Origin of the sequence: Streptomyces actinomycinicus (assembly GCF_016741775.1) — a bacterium.
Lineage (GTDB): Bacteria > Actinomycetota > Actinomycetes > Streptomycetales > Streptomycetaceae > Streptomyces > Streptomyces actinomycinicus.
This window is the reverse complement of sequence record NZ_JAERRK010000018.1, coordinates 89,730-113,255: the sequence shown is the minus strand read 5'-3', so window position 1 is coordinate 113,255 and position 23,526 is coordinate 89,730. Positions and strand designations below refer to the sequence as shown.

The window sequence follows — 23,526 nt, the reverse complement described above, 5'->3', positions numbered from 1 at the left end:
CCAAGATCCTGTCCACAAGTAGTTCGCAGAGGCCGTCGTAGGGTCGCTCAGGGTCGTGTACGGCGGCACAGACAAGAAGACCCCGGCCTTGGAGTTTTCGCTGGTAACGGAGCCTTGGGCACCTCATGAGGGGCACTCCCGGCAGGATTCGAACCTGCGCACACGGATCGGAAGCGGCGCTCCTCTCCGGGAACGCCGCCTCTGAGTAATCCATCAGGTCAGAGTGTCCCCAGGCGCTCGATGATCTGCATGGGGCTCTTCTCCAATGTGAACCAGTCCGCGACGATCACGCGCCCCGCATCCTGAGTGAACTCAAGGGCGGCATCCAATGTCGGCTGCAGATCCGCGCTGACGAGATCTAGTTCGCATGCTTGGAGTGGGTGCTTGGCGACGACAGCATGACGCCGACCCTTGGCGCTGAAGGCCAGCCCTGGCATGTCTTCGTCCAGGTAGTTGCCCTTATACAACCCCTTGAGCACGGCCAGGGAGCCACGGGCGCGCACGGCAGACGGAGTGAGAGACCTGCCGGAAAGAACGGTCAGAAGGTCTTCCGCCAGACGCCAGTCGAGCAGCGGATGGTGCGCCATGTTTGAGTAGTCACGCAGGCAGCGTGGACATGAAGAGGTGCATTCGTCGGCATGCTCATCTTCCCGAAGCTCCTCCAGGAACTTGCCGACTGCCTGCATGTAGCCGTCGATGACGTCCGCGTGGCCCAGGTGCGTGCTGAAGCCGGCGCCATTTTCCAGTGCGTCGGCGAGGAAGGCGTACACGACGTGACCATCCTGGTGAGGACCAGGATGGATTCCAGCGAGGAGTTCCTGGCGGCCCACGTCGAGGTAGCGGGCAGCTGAACTGCGGAGCAGGAAGGCCAGCGAATACCAGGCTGCCCGTCGCCCCTCGCTGATATCGGCTCCGTAGGCAGGATTACCGTTAGTGAGGTTGAGGCGGTGACCGCCTTTCCGGTCAATACTGGAGGCAGGTCCGAGGAACAGAAAGTCAGTGGGCAGTACGGCTCCGAGTGCGACTCGGATGGGATCGCCGTAACTGTTGCCTGAAGCGCCATCGGCCAAGTACCCGCCCCAAGGTGCCGAGGCCCGGCGCAGCGAGAACAGCTCTCCGTTGTTGTCATTGACGACGTACCGTTTCCCAGGACCAGCGAAGACGTGTGCACCTTTCCACGGCGTGAAACCGAGCGCGGAGAGGTTGGTAGCTGCCCGAGAGGAGATGGTGTAGGGCGACCACGCGAAGACGCCGTCGAAGTCGCGGGCTTCGCTGGAACGGAATCCTGCAGGCTCGCGCAGATCGACGACGCTGTACTCCGGAGACAGGCATACAGGACATGGGCCCTGGAGGGACGGGTGCTCTTCGACGTGATTGCAAACCCGGCATAGACCCACTGTGCGGGGATTCTCCAGCGGTTCTGCAATGGGTCGAGGCCCCTGGGGCAGCGGTTCGAACTCTGTGACTCCGGTGACAGTGAAAACCTGCCCGTCCTTGACGATCTCACCCCCGGGCGCGAACTGCGAGACTGCCATGGCGATGTCACGGTCGATGGTTGCGTCGGGGGGCCATGGATAGCGCTTCTCGGGTGCTTCCAGGTAGAGCTGCCGGACCCGGGTGGGGAAGCCGAACATGGGGAGGATCCCTGCATGCGCCAGCCGCTCAGCGAGCTGTTGGGATCCCGTGGAGCTTGCTGCGACTTCTGTGATGCTCCCAAGGAGGTTTTCAACCCATGGAATGTCGAGTATCTGCTCTGGCTGCATAGGCGTGTGGGCCGTAAGGGCTCGTGCGGTCTGCGCCAAGAGATCGTCCTGCTGCTCGATCCAGGCATGGACGTCCGGCAGCGCGGCTTTCCAGTCCTGGGCCAGTCCGAACTCTCCATGAACGCTTCCCGCTCCACCGTGGTGCTCAAGATCGCGGAAGGCGAGTCGCAGGATCTCAGCGGCCATGGCCCGCTTCAGGATCTCAGGACGCTGGAGAGCAAGGTACGGCGCAGGGGTGGGGTCGTTCGTGATGGCCGACGGGTTGGCGAAGTAGTGCTCGTCGTGGCTGCGTCCGCGGCAGACGGTCAGTGCGACGGCGACCGGTGATGAGCGCCGCCCGGCCCGCCCTACGCGCTGCTGGTAATTGAACCGGCTGGGAGGCATGTTGGCCATGAGGACCGCAGACAGGGGGCCGATGTCCACGCCGGCTTCCATCGTCGTGGTGACCGACAGCAGGTCGATCTCATGCACGAGCGGGATCTCGGGTGGATCACTCAGGAAGACATGCTGGAAGCGCGCTTGGCGGGCTTGTGCCTCGATTCGTCCGGTCTGCCCGGTGAGTTCGGCACAGTTCAGACGGAAGGCCGCCCGGTTACTGGAGGCCTTCCACGCGTAGTAGTCGCTGTCTTCGGGAGCGCTCTCATGTGATGGCTTTCCGGGGAGCTCGCTGCGGCACCGGGTGCACGTGCCAGCGCTGCGGGTGAGGTGTCTGCGGGCGCAGGTGGGGCACTGCCACACGTTCCCGCGTGCCGGCTGCACTGCTACCTTGCGCGGGTCAATGACGTAGTTAGGGGTGACGGCGTCACCCCATACCGTTTCGGCATCTCGTTGGACGTCGTCGTAGTCCGTGCCCTGGTGAGCGGCGACGCTCATCCAGAAGTCTTTCAACCGGGGCGGAGGTGTGACCCGGTCATCGTTGCGCATGTGGAAGAACCGTCGCAGCTCGGCGAGGATTCGCAGGCTTGCCTGTCCGATTCCTTCAGGATCTGACGTGGTCTTGGCCGGGGTGATGGCCCCCATCCCGAGGGACTCAACGTCGCGGCCCGCCCCCGAGAAAAGGGCTTCGATCGTGTTTTCCAAGAGGCCGTCCTCGGAAGAGAGGGCCGCCTCCTGAGCTGCCGAGGTAGCGGTGGTAAGCGCAGGTGGTTTCTGCTCCCAGTCGAAAAGCTCGTGCCACTGCAACTGTCCAACGGACTGCACACTCGGTTTTGTGCCTGCTGGATTGACTCCAAGGGAGAGCAGTCGGGCGTTTACGTGCACCTTAGCGAGGGAGTCCAAGGTCGGGGGAGAGGAAAGCCGCTTGGCGACGACCTTCGCTGTGTCTTCGTCTCCGTCAATGAGCGCTCCCCGCAGCGTATTGAGATCCTGCTTGCTGCGTTTGCGCAGCCGTTCGACCGCTTCTTCAATCGCAGTGGATTTCTGGCCTGCAAGCTGTGCCCGGACAGCGTCGAGATCGTCATCCGATACGGCCGACTCGCGCAATTCATCCAGGGCTAGGAGTCGGACGAGGTCCTGGTAGTGGCGTAGCGACATTCCCGCCGCGAGCTTAGCCGCGTCCTGTCGGCTATCTGTGAAGACGATCAGCTTCCGTTCACGAGGATCGGTGAACTGCTCGGCTAGTTCGTCCGATAGGACTTGGTTGATCTTCTCGAAACCGGTCCGCATGGTTCGTACCGGCGAGGTAAGACGGACGGGGTCTGTGATAGGGCGGGTTTTGCTGTCTTTGTCGTACCGGCGCTCCCAGTCTGCCCCGCAGCAAGGGCTCTTGGTGGGGAAAGGGGGCAGCAGCGACAAGTCGAGCTTGGCGAGGCCTGTGCTCTTGTCGACTGGGCTCGTGACGTGGAAACTCCAGCCGGTCGCACCCGCCTCTTTGTTCAGGAGATGTCCGCTGGCAGGGTCGTAGATGCTGCGCCGGAAGGCGAAACGGACGCTGCCGTTCCCGCCAGTCCAATGGGCATCATCGTCGGCACGCTGAGGCTTTGAGGAAGGCCAGTAGACGATGTAGTTGGCGGCGGTGCGGTCCCTGCCTGACTGGTCAGGGACGCGGGACAGGTCGGGGCTGTCTGGCAACAGGATGGACTTGAAAATCCGGGTGCGAACTGCGTTGCGGGGAGCATAGCCGCCTAGCATGGCTTCTCCGCAGGACTGGCAGTAGAGCAGTTCCAGGACGCGGGCGCCGCAGTCGCAGGACGTGCGGGGAACGGAGAAGACCTTGCCGATGGTGCGTCCGGTCGACTGGAAACCGTGTGGAACCTCTGAGCAGGCAGGGTCACTGCAGGCCCACATGCCGGCGACGTTCCGGAAGAAGAGATGGATGCGGATCCTGGGCAAGCCAGATGTCCCAGACGCGGCTGCGGTCCGGATGGCCGCTGCTGTTCCTCGCAGAGCCAGATCGGCTTCCTCTTGAGTGCTTGCGGGGAAGAGTTCACGAGCCAGGGCGGTGGCGGCCTTGGAAGGCGCGGACGGTGTGTCTGTCCCAGCGATAAGAACGTCTGCCAGCGCCTGCGCGGCGCCCGTAGCCGCTAGCAGTTGTGAGGCTTCCGGCGGGGTCAAGGGGCTGGTGCAGGCCTTCGCCAGCTGGGGAGCTGAGGCGGAGATGTCCCCAGGTCCGCTGGTACGAGGCGCGGGTTCGCCAGGGATGAAGTGGAAGGAGGCCTCATCGCGGGCGAAGAAGTCCTGGAGAAAGCGTCGGTCTGAGTCGCGTTTTTCATCAAGCGATGCTGATGCAGCGAGGATGCGGAGTTTTTCAGGACGTCCGGCGAGCCCGAGCCGGTGTGTGAGGTTGCGGATCAGGTAGGCGATCTCTGTGCCCTGCGTTCCGCGATACATGTGCAGCTCGTCGAGCACGAGAGTGAACCGAGCATCCTCGTATGAGTTGAGCCACTGTTCAGTACTCAGGAAGAAGTCCTCGTCACGGCTGCGCTGCAGCATGACGTTCAGCATGGAGTAGTTGGTGATGAGGACGTCGGGGGGTGCGTCGTACATGTCCCACCGGCTGCGCATCTCCCCACCGTCCAGGCGCGGAGCGAAGTAGGCAAGGTTGCTGTCCTCGCGCTCCTCTGCGGCTTGTCTGGCTCGCTCGCTGCGAGCGGCGGTGGCCTTGAGATAGGCGCGCAACTCATCGACGGCGAACTGCTGATGGGGGCTGCCTGTGACGGGGGCGCTGCCAGTGAAACGGCCGAAGTAGAAGCGGTGGCGGTACCTGTGATCGTCAAGCCATTTACGGACATTGTCACTGTCCAGGGCGCGCCTGAGCCGTACAAGCTGGTCGTCGACCAGAGCGTTCATGGGGTAGAGAACCATGGCACGTACGGCGGCGGGACGCCCTTGCTCGCCCTGTCTCTGGGGCTGGTAGTCAGCCGAGGCCCGTTCCCACCAGGGTCGGTGCGGCGCGGGGCTGCCTTGCCAGTCACGCGACTCGTGTAGCAGGTCAGCCAGGATAGGCAGCAGGAAGGCTTCAGTTTTGCCGGATCCCGTGCCAGCCGTGACTACTGCGTTCTGGCCGCCTTTCCTGGTGCAGGCAAGTGCACGCTCCTGGTGAGTGTAGAGCTGCATCCCGGGGTCGAAGAGGCCGCGTTCGGCGAATGCGGCCAGTTCCGCGGGGGCGCCCGCAAGCTCGGCCGACTGTGTCAGAGAGCGTCCCGAGAGGGCGTACTCCGGGCGCAATTCGACGAAGGGGTCAGCAAAGACGCCGCCAGGGCGGTCAAGCAGGGAACGACGTTCGGCCTGCAGTGCTTCGTCGCGCAGGCGAAAGGCGGTGTCGTAGTACCGCAAGTACGCCTCACGCAGGGCGTCGTGCGTTGCAAAGGCGTCTAGGCCAGGTACAGGTGTGCTCATGAGGTCTCCAGGCGACGGCGCAGGGAAACGGCGATGCGTTCAGCGATGTGCAGGGGGACGCCGTCGTAGCGGTCCCCTTGCTTGGTGCGGGTACAGGCGAGCCCCGTGCACAGGACGGCAGCGCGTTCCTGCGTGAGCGGAAGCGGAGCTCTCCAGTCGGCGGTGAGGCGGCCCAGGGTTTTACTGCCCCGGGGAGCGGCTTCTGGGTAGGGCTCCCATTGAAGGGGGAACGCGGTGGCAGGGAGGACGTAATGGGTTCCCTCCCGGCGGCCAACTGCGTGCCAGGTGTCCGACCCAGATGCAGCAGGGGCGTGCTGATGGTGCGGCGTCTGCCTGGGGGTTCTGCGCAGCAAGAGGTAGCGGGGCAAGCGCCCGTACAGCGTGTATTTGTACAGGCCGGGAGCGGGCCTGTGCCGCGAAAGATCTACGTTCGTGAACTCTGCTGTCGTGAGATCCAGCTTTTCTACCTGGTTGCTACGCGCTGGTGGCGCAGTGGCAGGGCCAGGCTTGAAAGTCGTGAGGGACCTTGTCAAAGCCTCTGCAGCGCATGGTGTCACCTGTGCACCAAGAGATGCGGTAAGGCCGTGCAACTGGGAGGGCTCGCTGTACTGAAACCACACCGTGGCTGGCAGAGGCATGCCGGCCTCAGCTGGTCGAGGTCGTTCGACTACCGCTCCCAGCTGTCGGCAGAGGGCAAGGCCGACGGGCCGGGTTCCGGTCAGCACAGCGGTCTGAATGCCTCCCGGCAAATCTGTGATCTCGCAGGGACTCGCACTCCACTGGCCTCGGTCCCAGTTAACGGTCGCCAGGCCGAGAGCTTCCAGGCGGCCGATCCATCTGGTTGAACTCCTGCGGTCCTGCCCGCTTGCCCAGGCGGCATCCCGCACCAGCGACGCGAGGCTGCCGGAGCGCTGACTCGCCATCCACGAAACGAAGAGATCAGGGTCAAACACGCTTGAAGCCCCCCTGAGAGTTCCGGGTCAGTACGGCTTCCCGGTAACGCTGCCAAAGCTCAGCGTGCGGGCTGCCTGCCTGGTCATCGAGCATGATCTGAACCCAGAAGTCCTTAGCAGCCCGGCTCAAAATGCCTATGTCCGGCTCGGCGTGCCGCAGAAGCGTCACCGAAGGAGCAGCATGGGCCGGAACAACTACCAGCCACACTGCAGCTGCTGGAATGGGCACCCGAGCTGTCCCTCCATCGCAGAGACCAGGAGCAGACGGCCGCCACCAAGGCGGCTCTTGGGGCCGGGCAATGTGGAGAAACCGGCCCTGCGCCGTGAGGAAGCGGGCGTCGCCGGACAGCGGCACCACCACGGTGGCAGAAGACCCTTGCGAAGGGACCGTGGGAGCCGCTGGCCGTGGGGCGGGAGCGTTGAGCTCTTCAACGTAGAAGGTAAGTTCCGCACCATCAGCGGCGAGAACGTGCGGTCCAGGCGCGAGGTTCCTGCCCCGCAGCTGGACGAGGCCTCCTGGAGGCACGCTCAGCGGTCTGCCGTCCAGGCTGATGAGCCCTTGCCTGCACAACTCTTCCGGCACCATCACGTCCGGCTCGGCACCAACCAGGAAGTGTGATCTCAGGCCCCACCCGGGCCTGACACGCAGCCCGTTACGCAGACTCAGGCGGCGCGCGCCTGAGTAGCGGACGTTCTGGATGCCGGCCTTCGCCAGGGCTTCGGTGAGCGCTGCCTCGTCGCTGAACTCCACCTCGGGTGTGACTTGCCACCCCGGGATCGGAGCGTCTTCAGGCTGGTACCACCGCTCTCCGGCACCGGACAGAAGCACCTGGAGTTGTTGCTGGCCAGAAGGACGGAAGAGAAAAACATAGGGCTCGAAGACGGTCAGTACATCAGTCTCTGTCCAGCCGCCGGCAACTGGGTCTTCCCGCAGCGCAAGTAGCTCACGGCCACCCTGAACACGGAGCGCTACCTTGGTCCCCTTCGCTGTAATCCCGGAATTGATTGCGTGCGCAGGGTCAGGTACCGCCCCGGTCAGCTCATAGGCTTGGTCGCCTGCCTCGGATGTGAGTCTCATTTCTGCACCCGGATACCTGAGCACGTCCTCTCGGACGCCGGGAGCCACTTCGGCGTGCCAGCGGACGTCCCACCCCGTGAAGCCTTCCTCGAGTACCAATCGCAGCGGCACCACGCGGAGACCGTCGACAAACCCCGGTGACACGGTGCCGTCCCAGCCCTCCACGAGAGCAACCAGCAGCGGCTCCAAGAGGCGCTTGTCGCCGTCGGAGTCGAGCGCCTGACGCAGCTCCTTGGAAAGGCCCTGCGGATGTCGATGGCTCCAGGCTGCGAGATCGCCCAGCAGCCGTGCACCGTCAACTGTCTGATTGGGTGTCACCCCAATCGTCTGGAAGAAGCGTGTCAGGGCAGCGTGGTCCCAGGTCCGGAGCAATGCCTGCGACTGGGCGTAGCCGATCTTGCTACGGGCCGGATTCCTTTTGATCGTGCTGAGTCCGCGGGTTCCGCCCTTCTCCCGGAGCCATCCGTCCAACTCGGCCCACAAGTCGGCGACAACGTCATAGTGGCGCTCAAGTCGCTGCCCGTGCTGCTCACCACCCCACGGGGGCTGGAGAACTTCGGCGAGGCGGGCGTAGTACGCCGGAGCCCCCGGCCCCTGCACCGTCCGCCGCATGTTGGCTGCGGCCAGGACCGCAGAGCCCAGGAGCGGCAGGCATGGGGGAGGGTCCTCCCGCTTGCCCCACTTCCAGGCACGGCAGCGTTCGCTGACCGGCGCATACGGATTGTCGTGCCAGGAAAGCACGGAGCTGACGGCGGTCCCGAGCTGCTCCACATCCTCACCGCCACGCAGGGCCACCAGCTCCGGCTCATCGAGGAAGAAGAGGACCGGTGTGCCCGCGCGGTCTTCGCTAAAGAACTCTCTGGCCAAGCGGTGCTGCCACCAGTCATAGACCTGCCAAGCGCGAGTGGGCTGGAGGCCGGGTTCCGTACGCACTCGCTCACTCCGTCGCTGGAGCAGATGCCTTGTGTGGGCCGCCCTGCTCTACCCGGGTCAGCAGAAGAATGGTGCGCACTTGCATGACAGCCCCCCCGGGCCCAGAACAGCGTCGATCAGAAAGCTCTTCACAGATCTATCACTTGATGGTGGCCATCGATACCCGGATGGCCCAGACTGCTGCGCGCGAGCGCCGCTGCCACCGTTGACGGCGGACTCCTTGGTATCAAGGCGCGTCCACCAGCCGTGTCGGACGAAGCCTGGCAACGGTCCGCCACGGTGAAGTGGCTTGCTGTTTTTAGGGTGATCGCCGCCCGAGGAGTCCGTCGAGCGACTGCGGCTTGACCTACGGGCTGCCGAGGCTCTGGTACGTGGCGGTCGACGACCTCTTTGCCGGCCCACTCGCTTGGTGGACCTGACCTGGGGCGATGCCCCAGAATCCTGTCCACAAATAGTCCACAGAGGCCGTCATAGGGCCGCTCAGGGCCGCATACGCCTGCACAAACACAAAGACCCCGAACCCAGCGTTTCCGCTGGTGACGGGGTCTTTGGGCACTTCATGTGAAGTGCCCCCGGCAGGATTCGAACCTGCGCACACGGCTCCGGAGGCCGTTGCTCTATCCCCTGAGCTACGGGGGCGTGTCGGCGCTGAGCTGTTCGCTCGCGGCGACGGGTAGAACACTAGCAGGTCCGGAGGGGTGATCAGGAACTCGATTACCGGCGTGGGGGTGAGCGGGTCCCCTGTACGGGGTGGAAGTGGGGAAAACCCGGACGCGGTGGCCGGTCCCGACCTACTCTCGACTTGTGCCAGGCGCTCCGGGCCGGGTGCTTGTTGTGGACGACAACAAGGTCATCCGGCAGCTGATCAGGGTCAATCTCGAGCTGGAAGGGCTCGAGGTCGTGACCGCGGCCGATGGTGCCGAGTGTCTGGACGTCGTGCATCAAGTGCAGCCCGACATCGTGACGCTCGACGTCGTCATGCCCCGGCTGGACGGGCTGCGCACCGCCGCCCGGCTCCGCGCGGATCCTCGTACGCGCCACCTTCCCCTCGCCATCATCAGCGCCTGCACGCAGTACGAGGTCGAGACCGGCCTCGATGTCGGCGTCGACGCCTTCCTCGCCAAGCCCTTCGAGCCCGCCGAGCTCGTGCAGCTCGTCAAACACCTCATCGACCGCCGAGGTAGCGGACACGGTGGTCGTGGTGGGTATGGGGGTCATGAGGCTCGTGAGGGCCGTGCGGGTCATGGGGGCCGTGAGGGGCATGGCAGCCATGACAGTCGTGAGGGGGGCGCCCCCGGTGGCGGCGAGGAGGGCGGAGATCGCGGCGATGGTGGTGACGGGGAAGCCGACGGGGATCGAGCCTCGTGGGGGCCCAGCCTTCCGCGTCGGTGACGTGGGCGGTGACATCATCGAGGCACCCCAGGTACCCGGCGCCGCCCAGGTCCCCAACGCTCCGCACCTGAAAAACGTCGGGGGATCTGGGACAAGTCCAGCGGCGACGGGCAGCGGGCGACGGGCGGCGGTCTGCTGGGCGACCAGGCCCTCCGCAGTGGCGGCTCAGGGTGCTCCGCAATGGCGGCTCAAGATTTTCCGTGGTGAGGGCTCGAGATTCTCCGTGGTGAGGGCTCGAGGTCGGCCGCGGCGGCGGTCCGTCGGTGGGTCCGTGATGTCGGGCGCGTTCGCGGTGTCCCGCCGGAAGTCTTCGGGACTTGCGCCAGGACGTGTGCCCGCCAGTAGCAGCCACCTGTGTGTGCCGGCAGCAAGCCCTCTGTGTGTGTGCCCCGGCAGCAAGCCCTCTGCGTGTGCCCGCGGCAGCAAGCCACTGCGTGTGCCCGCAGCCAGCCGTCTGCGCGTGCCGTCAGTCACCTGCCCGTCAGGGGCCTGCCGTCAGTCACCTGCCCGTCATGCGCGTGCCGCCGACCGGACGCCGCAACACCCCCATCCATAACCGCCTCGCATACCCACCCCCCTCCTCGCCTACGCTTGTCCCGTGACCCCCGTCGAGCTGTCCCGCACCGTGCTGCAAGCGGTGCGTCGTGCTGTCGATGACGGGCAGCTGGACGTGGCCGTGCCCGAGCGGGCCGTGGTGACCGAGCCGGGGCCCGGGGGGTGCGGGGACTTCGCCACCACCATCGCGTTGCAGCTCGCCCGGCCGGCCGGGCAGCCGCCCCTTCGGGTCGCCGAGATCCTGCGGGACCGGCTCGTGGGCGCCACCGGTGTCCGGGACGTCGTCGTCACCGGGCCCGGGTTCCTCAACATCACCCTCGACGAGCAGGCCGACCCCGTCGCCGGGCTGGTGCGGGAGATCCGCGCGCAGGGCTCCCGGTACGGGCACGGGGACGTCCTCGCCGGGCAGGTCGTCGCGCTGCGCGTGCCGTACGAGGTGCGGGCCGAGGTCGTCGCCGATGCCGTCGTACGGATCGTGGGTACGCAGGGCGGGCGCGCCACCGTCGAGCACGGTGAACCCGTCAATCTGCGGCCCGTTCCCGCACCGGAGGATCCCGCTCCGCTCGGGGCCGACGCCGCGCGGTGGGCGCTGCTGCATCCCGCTCCGCACGACCGGCCCCGGATCACCGCCGACCATCTCGTACAGCGGGAGAGCAATCCGCTGTTCCGGGTGCGGTACGCCCACGCCCGCATCCGGTCCCTCAGCCGCAACGCCGCCCGCCTGGGCTTCGCCGCCGAGCCCGGCCCCATGGTGGCCCCGCACTCCGCCGATGTATCCGGCCCCGTGGTGGCCCCGCACTCCGTAGACGTGCCCGGCCCCTTCGTGGCTCCGCACACCGCCGATGTATCCGGCCCCGTGGTGGCCCCGCACTCCGTAGACGTGCCCGGCCCCTTCGTGGCTCCGCACTCCGCCGATGTATCCGGCCCCGTGGTGGCCCCGCACTCGGTAGACGTGCCCGGCCCCATGGTGGCCCCGCACCCCGTACACGTGCCCGACCCCGCGGCAGCCCCCCACCCCGCCGCCGAGTCCGGCTCTCCCGCCTCCACCCCACCCCCTCTCGCCGCAGTAACTCCCCGAACCCCCCACGCCGCAGTCACCCCCCGACCCCCCCTCGCGGCCGTCCAGCCCCTCCTGACCCCCCTGGCCGACCACCCCCGTATCCTCGCCGCGGCCGCCACCCACCGTGCCCCGGACCGGGTTGCCCGGCATCTCGTCACCGTCGCTGATGCCGTGCTGCCTTTTCTGCCCTGCGTGCTGCCCTGCGGCGAGGAGAAACCCTCGGCCGCCCACCGAGCCCGGCTGGCGCTTGCCGAAGCTGCCGGGACGGTGCTGGCCGGCGGCCTGTCCCTGCTCGGCATCGACGCACCCGAACACCTCTGAGACGCCCGAGAGCAGATGCGCATGCGTCCCGGAGAGAAGACAGAGAGTCTGAGAGTCACGTCATGAGCCGTTCCGCCCATCCCGCCGGGCCCCGCCACGCCGATGTCCTGCCCGAGGGGCACTACTCGGCGCCGCCCGCCGACCTCAACGCCCTCGACCCCAAGGTGTGGGCCCAGACCGTCAGCCGGGACGAGGACGGTGTCCTCACGGTCGGCGGGATCACCGCGACCCGGCTCGCGGAGGAGTTCGGGACGCCTGCCTACGTCCTCGACGAGGCCGACTTCCGGGCCCGGGCCCGGGCCTGGCGCACCGCGTTCGGGCCGGACGCCGACGTGTTCTACGCGGGGAAGGCCTTCCTGTCCCGGGCCGTCGTGCGGTGGCTGCACGAGGAGGGGTTGAACCTGGACGTGTGCTCCGGCGGTGAGCTGGCCACCGCGCTGTCCGCGGGGATGCCCGCCGAACGCATCGCGTTCCACGGCAACAACAAGTCCGTCGGGGAGATCACCCGGGCCGTCGAGGCCGGGGTCGGGCGGATCGTGCTCGACTCCTTCCAGGAGATCGTGCGGGTCGCCCATGTCGCGCAGTCGCTCGGCGTGCGGCAGAAGGTGCAGATCCGGATCACCGTCGGCGTCGAGGCGCACACGCACGAGTTCATCGCCACCGCGCACGAGGACCAGAAGTTCGGGATTCCGCTCGCCGGCGGGCAGGCCGCCGAGGCCGTGCGGCGGGCGCTGCAGCTCGACGGCCTGGAGCTGATCGGGATCCACTCGCACATCGGGTCGCAGATCTTCGACATGTCCGGGTTCGAGGTCGCCGCCCACCGCGTGGTGGGGCTGCTGAAGGACATCCGGGACGAGCACGGCGTGGAGCTGCCCGAGATCGATCTGGGGGGCGGGCTCGGTATCGCCTACACCAGCGACGACGACCCGCGGGAGCCGCACGAGATCGCCAAGGCGCTCACCGAGATCGTCGGCCGGGAGTGCGAGGCCGCCCGGCTGCGCACGCCCCGGATCTCCGTCGAGCCGGGGCGGGCCGTCGTCGGGCCCACCGCGTTCACGCTGTACGAGGTGGGCACGGTCAAGCCGCTGGACGGACTGCGGACATACGTGTCCGTCGACGGCGGAATGTCGGACAACATCCGGACCGCGCTGTACGACGCCGAGTACAGCGTCGCCCTCGTGTCCCGGACGAGCGACGCCGCGCCGATGCTCGCCCGTGTCGTCGGCAAGCACTGTGAGAGCGGGGACATCGTGGTCAAGGACGCGTTCCTGCCGGCCGACCTGGCACCGGGTGACCTGATCGCCGTGCCGGCCACCGGCGCGTACTGCCGGTCCATGGCCAGCAACTACAACCACGTGCTGCGGCCGCCCGTCGTCGCGGTGCGGGACGGTGCCGCCCGGGTGATCGTCCGCCGGGAGACGGAGGAGGACCTCCTGCGTCTCGACGTCGGGTGACGGACGCGCCGGACGCGCACGTCAGAGCCGTGGGGCGGAAGATCTCCGGTCTTGCGCCCCCGTACAAATGAAATAGATGTCTCACGATCCGGACGAAGGGTAGAAACTGTCGTCCGGTGAGTGAGACTGGGTCAACCGTAGACGGTAAGAGGAAACGAGGTCGGATGATGCGTACGCGTCCGCTGAAGGTGGCGCTGCTGGGCTGTGGAGTGGTCGGCTCAGAGGTGGCGCGCATCATGACGACGCACGCCGACGACCTCGCCGCCAGGATCGGGGCCCCCGTGGAGCTGGCGGGGGTCGCGGTGCGGCGCCCGAGCAAGGTCCGCGAGGGCATCGACGCCGGGCTCGTCACCACCGACGCCACCGCCCTCGTCAAACGCGGTGACATCGACGTGGTCGTCGAGGTCATCGGCGGGATCGAGCCCGCCCGCTCGCTCATCACCGCGGCGTTCGAGCACGGCGCCTCCGTGGTGTCCGCCAACAAGGCCCTGCTCGCCCAGGACGGCGCCGCCCTGCACGCCGCCGCCGGGGAGCACGGCAAGGACCTCTACTACGAGGCCGCGGTCGCCGGTGCCATCCCGCTGATCCGGCCGCTGCGCGAGTCCCTCGCCGGCGACAAGGTCAACCGGGTGCTGGGCATCGTGAACGGCACCACCAACTTCATCCTCGACAAGATGGACTCCACGGGAGCCGGCTACCAGGAGGCCCTCGACGAGGCCACCGCCCTGGGGTACGCCGAGGCCGACCCGACCGCCGACGTCGAGGGCTTCGACGCCGCCGCCAAGGCCGCCATCCTCGCCGGCATCGCCTTCCACACGCGCGTACGCCTGGACGACGTCTACCGCGAGGGCATGACCGAGGTCACCGCCGCCGACTTCCGCTCGGCCAAGGAGATGGGCTGCACCATCAAGCTGCTCGCCATCTGCGAGCGGTCCGAGGACGGTGCGTCCGTCACCGCGCGCGTGCACCCGGCCATGATTCCGCTGACCCACCCGCTCGCCTCGGTGCGCGGCGCCTACAACGCCGTGTTCGTGGAGAGCGACGCCGCCGGCCAGCTCATGTTCTACGGCCCCGGTGCCGGCGGTTCCCCGACCGCCTCCGCCGTGCTCGGCGACCTAGTCGCCGTCTGCCGCAACCGGCTCAACGGGGCCACCGGGCCCGGCGAGTCCGCCTACGCCGACCTCACCGTCTCCCCGATGGGCGAGGTCGTCACGCGGTACCACATCAGCCTCGACGTCGCGGACAAGCCGGGTGTGCTCGCCCAGGTCGCGACCGTCTTCGCCGAGCACGGGGTGTCGATCGACACCGTTCGGCAGCAGGGCAAGGACGGCGAGGCCTCCCTCGTCGTCGTCACCCACCGCGCGTCCGACGCCTCCCTCACCGGGACCGTCGAGGCGCTGCGCAAGCTCGACACCGTGCGGGGTGTCGCCAGCATCATGCGGGTTGAAGGAGAGTAACCAGCAATGACTCACCAGTGGCGCGGAATCATCGAGGAGTACCGGGACAGGCTGCCGGTATCCGGCACGACGCCGGTCGTGACGCTCCGCGAGGGCGGCACGCCGCTCGTGCCCGCGCAGGTGCTCTCCGAGCGCACGGGCTGTGAGGTCCACCTGAAGGTGGAGGGCGCCAACCCCACCGGGTCCTTCAAGGACCGCGGCATGACCATGGCCATCAGCAAGGCCAAGGAGGAGGGGGCCAAGGCGGTCATCTGCGCCTCCACCGGCAACACCTCCGCCAGTGCGGCCGCGTACGCGGTGCGCGCCGGGATGGTGTCCGCGGTGCTCGTGCCGCAGGGCAAGATCGCCCTCGGCAAGATGGGCCAGGCCCTCGTGCACGGCGCGAAGATCCTCCAGGTGGACGGCAACTTCGACGACTGCCTCACCCTCGCCCGGGAGCTGAGCGAGAACTACCCCGTGGCGCTGGTGAATTCGGTCAACCCGGTGCGCATCGAGGGCCAGAAGACGGCCGCGTTCGAGATCGTCGACATGCTCGGCGACGCGCCCGACATCCACGTCCTCCCGGTGGGCAACGCGGGCAACATCACCGCGTATTGGAAGGGCTACCAGGAGTACGCCGCCGACGGCATCGCCGCCCGGACCCCCCGCATGTGGGGGTTCCAGGCGTCCGGCAGCGCCCCGATCGTGCGCGGCGAGGTCGTGAAGGACCCGTCGACCATCGCCACCGCCATCCGCATCGGCAACCCCGCCTCCTGGCAGTACGCCCTGCGGGCCCGCGACGAGTCCGGCGGCGCCATCGACGAGGTGACGGACCGTGAAATCCTGCGCGCCTACCGGCTGTTGGCCGCGCAGGAGGGTGTCTTCGTGGAGCCCGCCTCCGCCGCCTCCGTGGCCGGTCTGCTCAAGGCCGCCGAGCAGGGCAAGGTCGACCCCGGCCAGCGCATCGTCTGCACCGTCACCGGCAACGGTCTGAAGGACCCCGACTGGGCCGTCGCCGGGGCCCCGCAGCCGGTCACCGTCCCGGTCGACTCGGCCACCGCGGCCGAGCGCCTGGGCCTCGTCTGAGCGCCCCGGACCGGGGAAAACCCTGACAGGGTGCACAGGGGGTCTACGACACGCATCGTGCGCCTCCTGTGCGCCCTATGTCGCCACAGAACCTTCCTTCGATAGGCTGTACTGAACCCGCCTGCCGCATATGCCCACGCATGTGGTGCGGCACCGCGCCGTGTCCGCGGCCCGCAGGGTCTTCGCACGTCAGTCATCGGCAGTCCACCGAATGACCATCGAATCCATCGAGCGTCATTCGACCGTCACGCAGCTCAAGGAGAGTCTTCGAGCGATGGCCGGTCCCGCCTTCCGCGCCGCCGCCGTCCGGGTGCGCGTTCCCGCCACCAGCGCCAACCTCGGTCCGGGCTTCGACGCCCTGGGCCTCGCGCTGGGGCTGTACGACGACGTCGTCGTCCGGGTGGCCGACTCCGGGCTGCACATCGACATCGCGGGCGAGGGCAGCGAGACCCTCCCGCGTGACGAGAGCCACCTCCTGGTCCGCTCCCTGCGCACCGCCTTCGATCTGCTGGGCGGGCAGCCCCGCGGCCTGGAGATCGTCTGCGCGAACCGCATTCCGCACGGCCGCGGCCTCGGCTCCTCCTCCGCCGCCATCTGCGCCGGCATCGTCGCCGCCCGCGCGGTGACCATAGGCGGCGAGTCCCGTCTGGACGACGCCGCCCTGCTGGAACTGGCCACCGAGATCGAGGGCCACCCGGACAACGTGGCCGCCTGCCTGCTCGGCGGCTTCACGCTCTCCTGGATGGAGGCCGGCACCGCCCGGGCCATCAGGATGGAGCCGGACGATTCCATCGTTCCGGTGGTTTTCGTGCCCGGAAAGCCGGTACTGACCGAGACCGCGCGCGGTCTGCTGCCGCGCACCGTGCCGCACGTCGACGCCGCCGCCAACGCGGGCCGTGCCGCGCTGCTCGTCGAGGCCCTCACCCGGCGCCCCGAGCTGCTGCTGCCCGCCACCGAGGACCGCCTCCACCAGGAGTACCGCGCGCCGGCCATGCCGGAGAGCGCCGCGCTGGTGGAGCGGCTGCGCGCCGACGGCATCCCGGCCGTCATCTCGGGCGCCGGGCCCACCGTCATGGCCCTCGCCGACGCCGGCACCGCCGACAAGGTGGAGGCCCTGGCCGGCGCCGACTGGGCCGCCAACCGGCTGAGCCTGGACGGACAGGGAGCGAGCGTGCTGCCGCTTGCGACCTGACACACGGTTGCCGGATTTGGAGAGGGGGAATGTTTGTTGGATCCGGTAGTGTTAATCTCAAGTCTGCACCCGACCCCACCATGGCGAGGTGCCTCGTGTCCCCGTCCGGGACAGACATTCTTCCGGGAGCCTCCCGCGCCACTCCGTGTTCCTTGCGCCGTACCTGGGCAGTACGTCGTATGCGGACATTGAGCGGGCCGCCGGGCACGCTCCGGAATCGGTGCTACCACGCCACGTGACACTGGGTGCCACGACTCGCGGAAGCGCCATCACCGCACATTTCTTCCGCCGCTTTGGCGGACCACCGCCCCGGCACGGTTCACAGAAGACAGGACCGTAGTCGGACAGCACAACCGGTCGCCGAGCCAGACAGGCCGACGTCCGCTCCAGGGAAGGACCCTTCGTGAGCGACACCACCGATCTGATGGGCGCACGTGTCGAGGAGACCGCTGCCGCGCCCGCCACGGACGCCTCCGCGCCTGCCACCGGTGCCGGCTCCCGGCGGCGCCGCGGTACCGGCCTCGAGGGCATGGTGCTGGCCGAGCTGCAGCAGGTTGCCTCGGGCCTCGGGATCAGGGGCACCGCGCGGATGCGCAAGAGCCAGCTGATCGAGGTCATCAAGGAGGCGCAGGCCGCCGGGGGCGCCGCCCCCAAGGCCGAGACCGCCACCGAGACCAAGCCGAAGCGCCGGGCCACCTCCAAGGCCCGCACCGGCGAGGAGGCCGAGAAGAAGGCGGAGGCGAAGTCCCCGAAGCTCTCGGCCCCGCTCGAGCAGGGAGGTGCCTCCACGGCTCCTGCCGAGAAGGCCGTGGCCCAGCAGCAGATCGAGATCCCCGGCCAGCCCGCCTCCGACGACGTGCCGACCGAGCGTCGTCGCCGTCGTGCCACCGCCGATGCCGGCAGCCCCGCCGCGAGCGGCGCCGACACCGTGGCCGCCGAGGCGAAGAGCGAGCCCAAGGCCGAGACGCCCGCGCAGCAGCAGGGTGAGGCGAAGGGCGACGCCGGTGACGGCGAGGGCCGTGGCCGCCGCGACCGCCGCGAGCGCGGCCGGGACCGTGACCGCGACGGCCGCCGTGGCAAGGGCGACGACCAGCAGGGCGGCCAGGGCCGGCAGCAGGGCCAGCAGCAGGGCGGCGGGCGCCAGGACCGGCAGCAGCAGGACGACGACGACTTCGAGGGCGGCCGTCGTGGCCGTCGTGGCCGCTACCGCGACCGCCGTGGTCGCCGTGGCCGTGACGACATGGCCCCCGAGCCGCAGCTGGCCGAGGACGACGTCCTGATCCCCGTCGCGGGCATCCTGGACATCCTGGACAACTACGCCTTCATCCGGACCTCCGGCTACCTGCCCGGCCCGAACGACGTGTACGTCTCCCTCGCCCAGGTCCGCAAGAACGGCCTGCGCAAGGGCGACCACGTCACCGGTGCGGTCCGCCAGCCGAAGGAGGGCGAGCGCCGCGAGAAGTTCAACGCCCTCGTCCGGCTCGACTCCGTCAACGGCATGGCGCCCGAACACGGCCGCGGCCGACCGGAGTTCAACAAGCTGACCCCGCTCTACCCGCAGGACCGCCTGCGCCTGGAGACGGACCCCGGTGTCCTCACCACCCGCATCATCGACCTGGTCTCGCCGATCGGTAAGGGCCAGCGCGGTCTGATCGTGGCCCCGCCGAAGACCGGTAAGACCATGATCATGCAGGCGATCGCCAACGCGATCACGCACAACAACCCCGAGTGCCACCTGATGGTCGTCCTCGTCGACGAGCGTCCGGAAGAGGTCACCGACATGCAGCGGTCGGTGAAGGGCGAGGTCATCTCCTCGACCTTCGACCGCCCGGCCGAGGACCACACCACGGTCGCCGAGCTGGCGATCGAGCGTGCCAAGCGTCTGGTCGAGCTGGGCCACGACGTGGTCGTGCTGCTCGACTCCATCACGCGTCTGGGCCGCGCCTACAACCTGGCCGCCCCGGCCTCCGGCCGCATCCTGTCCGGTGGTGTCGACTCCACCGCGCTCTACCCGCCGAAGCGGTTCTTCGGTGCGGCCCGCAACATCGAGGACGGCGGCTCGCTGACCATCCTCGCCACCGCGCTGGTGGACACCGGGTCCCGCATGGACGAGGTGATCTTCGAGGAGTTCAAGGGCACCGGCAACATGGAGCTGAAGCTCGACCGGAAGCTCGCCGACAAGCGCATCTTCCCCGCGGTGGACGTCGACGCGTCCGGCACCCGTAAGGAAGAGATCCTGCTCGGCAACGAGGAGCTGGCGGTCGTCTGGAAGCTCCGCCGGGTGCTGCACGCGCTGGACCAGCAGCAGGCGATCGAGCTGCTCCTCGACAAGATGAAGCAGACGAAGTCGAACGTCGAGTTCCTGATGCAGATTCAGAAGACGACGCCGACTCCGGGCAACGGCGACTGACCTTTCGCCGCCGGGTGCGGGTGGTCTGCGGCTTTCGCGCAGTTCCCCGCCCCCCGGGGCGTCGCCCCGCAGTGATTCGAAGAGGCCGCCCCTCGTCCACAGATGACGAGGGGCGGCCTTTCTGCATCGAGTGGCGGCCGCCACTCGCACAGGGGCACCGGAAAGGGTGCGAGCGAGATCTCTGCCACAAGGGGCTCGGCGGGCACCGGTTCCCGGGCCTCTCCGCCTCGCGGCCGAATCCGCAGGTGAGCGCGGTTCCCCGCGACCGGACCACTACGGAGGGTGCATGTCGCCGTACGCGGTGGCCACGCTGCGTTGTGCAACCCTTTTCCGGGTTTCTCCGTCTGACCAGGCGGAGCGACGATGGAGCGGTGACGACCGCGCCTCACCCTGACCGCAGGGGGTAAACGACCGCCGAGACCTAGGAGCGATGTGGCCGTCGAGAGCACGCCGGAGCCCGCGATAACCGAGCCCGGCACGACCGGACCCCGACGCCGGGCCAAGGGCCGCCGGCGCAAGGCCCGCAGCACGGGGAGCAAGGCGCTGCGTGCGACGGCCTGGACGGCCGCGGGCGTGGTCGTGCTGGGCGGTGCCGGTGCCGGATACGTCTACTTCAAGCTCAACGGCAACATCCGCAGCGTCGACATCAACCAGGCCCTCGGCAGCGACCGGCCCCTGAAGATCGACAACGGTTCCGAGAACATCCTGGTCCTCGGCTCGGACACCCGCGCCGGCAAGAACAAGAAGCTCGGCGGCGGCACCGACGACGGCAGCGCCCGCTCCGACACCGCGATGATCGTCCACGTGTACGAGGGGCACAAGCAGGCCAGCGTGGTCTCGGTCCCGCGGGACACCCTCGTCGACCGCCCCCAGTGCACCGACACCAAGGGCACGACGCACGACGCCGCCTCCGGCGTGATGTTCAACGAGGCCTACGGCACCGGCGGCGCGGCCTGCGCGGTGAAGACCGTGGAGTCGATCACGGGCATCCGCATGGACCACTATCTGGAGGTCGACTTCGAGGGCTTCCAGAAGCTCATCGACGACCTCGGCGGTGTGCACGTCACCACGAGCAAGGACATCAAGGACCCGCAGAGCCACCTGAACCTCAAGGCCGGCCCGCACACCCTGACCGGCGAGCAGGCCCTCGGCCTGGTCCGCACCCGGCACGGCGTGGGCGACGGCTCCGACCTGGGCCGTATCCAGCTGCAGCAGGCGTTCATCAAGGCACTGATCGACCAGGTCAAGCACGTCGGTGTGTTCACCAGCCCGAAGAAGCTGTACGACCTGGCCGACGCCGCGACCAAGGCCGTCACCGCCGACTCCGACCTCGGCTCGGTCAACTCGCTGATGGACTTCGCCGGCGGCCTCAAGGGCATCAGCTCGTCCCACATGAAGATGGTGACGATGCCCGTCCAGTACGACCCGGCCAACCCCAACCGCGTCCTCCTCGACAAGCGCAAGGCCCAGCTGGTCTGGGACGCCCTGAAGAACGACGAGCCGATCCCGGCCTCGGCCACGAAGGGGACGGCGACGGGTGAGGCCAAGGGCGTGGTGAGCGCCGGGTAAGGGGTGCGGGGCGAGCCGGCACTCATCCGCAGGAATAGAACAACCGCACCCCCGGTTTGGGTGGATGGCCCCAGTCCTGGCAGACTGGTACGTCGGCTCCGGTTCACGCTCCCGCACCCCGCGGCGGCGACCCGGCGCCCTCCCGGAATCTAGGAGACACCTTGAAGCGCGACATCCACCCCGAGTACGTCGAGACGCAGGTCAGCTGCACCTGTGGCGCGTCGTTCACCACCCGTAGCACCATCGAGTCCGGCACCATCCGGGCCGAGGTCTGCTCCGAGTGCCACCCGTTCTACACGGGCAAGCAGAAGATCCTCGACACCGGTGGCCGTGTGGCCCGCTTCGAGGCCCGCTTCGGCAAGGCTGCCGGCTCCAAGAAGTAGCGAGCCCCATTTCGCCGGTCCACGGTCACGCCCTTCTCGGGGGTGTGCCCGGGACCGGCGTTTTTGGTCGCCCGCCCTTCCCCTCATTCGCAGTACAGGAGCCGAAAGATGTTCGAGGCCGTCGAGGAGCTCGTCGCCGAGCACGCCGACCTGGAGAAGAAGCTCGCCGACCCGTCGGTCCACGCCGACCAGGCGAACGCGCGCAAGCTGAACAAGCGCTACGCCGAGCTGACCCCGATCGTCGCCACGTACCGCTCCTGGAAGCAGACCGGCGACGACATCGAGACCGCGCGCGAGTTCGCCGCCGACGACCCCGACTTCGCGGCCGAGGTCAAGGACCTGGAGCAGCAGCGCGAGGAACTGACCGAGCGCCTGCGCCTGCTGCTCGTCCCGCGCGACCCGAGTGACGACAAGGACGTCATCCTGGAGATCAAGGCGGGGGCCGGCGGCGACGAGTCCGCGCTGTTCGCCGGTGACCTGCTGCGCATGTACCTGCGCTACGCCGAGCGCGTCGGCTGGAAGACCGAGATCATCGACGCCACCGAGTCCGAGCTGGGCGGCTACAAGGACGTCCAGGTCGCGGTGAAGGCACGCGGGCAGATCGAGCCCGGCCAGGGCGTGTGGGCCCGGCTCAAGTACGAGGGCGGTGTGCACCGCGTGCAGCGCGTGCCGGCCACCGAGTCCCAGGGCCGTATCCACACCTCCGCCGCCGGTGTGCTCGTCACCCCGGAGGCCGAGGAGGTGGACGTCGAGATCAACGCCAACGACCTGCGGATCGACGTCTACCGGTCCTCCGGCCCGGGCGGCCAGTCCGTGAACACCACCGACTCCGCGGTGCGCATCACGCACATCCCCACCGGAGTGGTCGCCTCCTGCCAGAACGAGAAGAGCCAGCTGCAGAACAAGGAGCAGGCGATGCGTATCCTGCGCTCCAGGCTGCTCGCGGCGGCGCAGGAGGAGGCGGAGCGGGAGGCGGCCGACGCCCGCCGCAGCCAGGTCCGCACCGTCGACCGCTCCGAGAAGATCCGCACATACAACTTCCCGGAGAACCGCATCTCGGACCACCGCGTCGGGTTCAAGGCGTACAACCTGGACCAGGTCCTGGACGGCGACCTCGCCGCGGTGATCCAGGCCTGTGTCGACGCCGACTCGGCGGCGAAGCTCGCCGCCGCGTAACCCACGTACGCCCGAGTACGACACGGAGGACTCGCGTGAACCTGCTGCTCGCCGAGGTGGCCCAGGCCACCCAGCGGCTGGCCGACGCCGGCGTGCCCTCGCCGCGCACCGACGCGGAGGAGCTGGCCGCGTTCGTGCACGGCGTGAAGCGCAGCCAACTGCACTCCGTGAAGGACGCCGACTTCGACGCCCGTTACTGGGAGGTCATCGCCCGGCGTGAGCAGCGCGAGCCGCTGCAGCACATCACCGGGCGGGCCTACTTCCGCTACCTGGAGCTGCAGGTGGGGCCGGGCGTCTTCGTGCCCCGTCCGGAGACCGAGTCCGTGGTCGGCTGGGCCATAGACGCGGTGCGCGCCATGGACGTCGTGGAACCGTGCATCGTCGACCTGTGCACCGGCTCGGGCGCCATCGCGCTCGCCCTCGCCCAGGAGGTGCCGCGCTCCCGCGTGCACGCCGTGGAGCTGTCCGAGGACGCCCTGGTCTGGACCCGGAAGAACGTGGCCGGCTCCCGGGTCGACCTGCGCCAGGGCGACGCCCTCACCGCCTTTCCGGACCTGGACGGCCAGGTCGACCTGGTCATCTCCAACCCGCCGTACATCCCGCTCACCGAGTGGGAGTACGTCGCCCCGGAGGCCCGCGACTACGACCCGGAGCTGGCGCTGTTCTCCGGCGAGGACGGTCTCGACCTGATCCGGGGCATCGAACGCACCGCCCACCGGCTGCTGCGCCCCGGTGGTGTCGTCGTGATCGAGCACGCCGACACCCAGGGCGGCCAGGTGCCGTGGATCTTCACCGAGGAGCGGGGCTGGGCCGACGCGGCCGACCACCCCGACCTCAACAACCGCCCCCGGTTCGCGACGGCCCGCAAGGCGCTGCCGTGACCGCCCCGCAGACTTCCATCCCGCAGTACGTGTACGAGGAGGCCAGC

The 23,526-nt window shown here is 68.3% G+C and carries 12 protein-coding genes, 1 tRNA gene and 1 pseudogene; 11 read left to right on the top strand and 3 right to left on the bottom strand.

Translation table 11 applies throughout. The features are described 5' to 3' along the window. Nucleotides 1–218: 218 nt before the first annotated feature. From JK359_RS28280 to JK359_RS28270, 3 genes are all read right to left on the bottom strand, one after another. Nucleotides 219–5,600, bottom strand: a complete 5,382-nt coding sequence (locus JK359_RS28280; protein WP_201841421.1) for a DEAD/DEAH box helicase — start codon at nucleotides 5,598–5,600, stop codon at nucleotides 219–221. 945 nt (nucleotides 5,601–6,545) lie between these two features. Next, nucleotides 6,546–8,564: a hypothetical protein gene (locus tag JK359_RS28275; protein WP_201841418.1), complete on the bottom strand. Its 2,019-nt coding sequence runs from the start codon at nucleotides 8,562–8,564 to the stop codon at nucleotides 6,546–6,548. A gap of 567 nt (nucleotides 8,565–9,131) precedes the next feature. Further along, nucleotides 9,132–9,203 (bottom strand) — tRNA-Arg (locus JK359_RS28270). Nucleotides 9,204–9,314: 111 nt separating this feature from the next. Here JK359_RS28270 and JK359_RS28265 point away from each other — a divergent pair. From JK359_RS28265 to prmC, 11 genes and pseudogenes are all read left to right on the top strand, one after another. Continuing rightward, a pseudogene (locus JK359_RS28265) lies at nucleotides 9,315–9,806 on the top strand (response regulator); the annotation flags it as partial. 748 nt (nucleotides 9,807–10,554) lie between these two features. Next, nucleotides 10,555–11,892 (top strand): ArgS-related anticodon-binding protein NrtL, encoded by a 1,338-nt coding sequence (gene nrtL, locus JK359_RS28260; protein WP_201841413.1) that lies wholly within the window; start codon nucleotides 10,555–10,557, stop codon nucleotides 11,890–11,892. Between the two features lie 62 nt (nucleotides 11,893–11,954). Then, nucleotides 11,955–13,346 carry a diaminopimelate decarboxylase gene (gene lysA / locus JK359_RS28255; protein ID WP_201841410.1) on the top strand — a complete coding sequence of 464 codons (1,392 nt, stop codon included), beginning with the start codon at nucleotides 11,955–11,957 and terminating at the stop codon, nucleotides 13,344–13,346. Between the two features lie 164 nt (nucleotides 13,347–13,510). Then, entirely contained in the window at nucleotides 13,511–14,803 is a 1,293-nt protein-coding gene (locus tag JK359_RS28250; RefSeq protein ID WP_201841407.1) for a homoserine dehydrogenase, read from the top strand. 6 nt (nucleotides 14,804–14,809) lie between these two features. After that, complete coding sequence (gene thrC, locus JK359_RS28245; protein ID WP_201841404.1) at nucleotides 14,810–15,868, top strand: threonine synthase; 1,059 nt, start codon at nucleotides 14,810–14,812, stop codon at nucleotides 15,866–15,868. A gap of 274 nt (nucleotides 15,869–16,142) precedes the next feature. Then, nucleotides 16,143–17,060, top strand: coding sequence for a homoserine kinase (thrB, locus tag JK359_RS28240; protein WP_201841609.1), 918 nt, complete (start codon nucleotides 16,143–16,145; stop codon nucleotides 17,058–17,060). Between the two features lie 403 nt (nucleotides 17,061–17,463). Continuing rightward, a complete protein-coding gene (rho, locus tag JK359_RS28235; RefSeq protein ID WP_201841401.1) occupies nucleotides 17,464–19,470 on the top strand; it encodes a transcription termination factor Rho in 2,007 nt (668 codons plus the stop codon). Nucleotides 19,471–19,902: 432 nt separating this feature from the next. Next, nucleotides 19,903–21,039: an LCP family protein gene (locus tag JK359_RS28230; RefSeq protein ID WP_201841398.1), complete on the top strand. Its 1,137-nt coding sequence runs from the start codon at nucleotides 19,903–19,905 to the stop codon at nucleotides 21,037–21,039. A gap of 161 nt (nucleotides 21,040–21,200) precedes the next feature. Then, nucleotides 21,201–21,422 carry a 50S ribosomal protein L31 gene (gene rpmE, locus JK359_RS28225; protein ID WP_015657814.1) on the top strand — a complete coding sequence of 74 codons (222 nt, stop codon included), beginning with the start codon at nucleotides 21,201–21,203 and terminating at the stop codon, nucleotides 21,420–21,422. A gap of 108 nt (nucleotides 21,423–21,530) precedes the next feature. Beyond that, nucleotides 21,531–22,598 carry a peptide chain release factor 1 gene (gene prfA, locus JK359_RS28220; RefSeq protein WP_201841394.1) on the top strand — a complete coding sequence of 356 codons (1,068 nt, stop codon included), beginning with the start codon at nucleotides 21,531–21,533 and terminating at the stop codon, nucleotides 22,596–22,598. 35 nt (nucleotides 22,599–22,633) lie between these two features. After that, on the top strand, nucleotides 22,634–23,479 hold the full coding sequence (gene prmC, locus JK359_RS28215; protein WP_184968716.1) for a peptide chain release factor N(5)-glutamine methyltransferase: 846 nt from the start codon (nucleotides 22,634–22,636) through the stop codon (nucleotides 23,477–23,479). Nucleotides 23,480–23,526 lie beyond the last annotated feature (47 nt).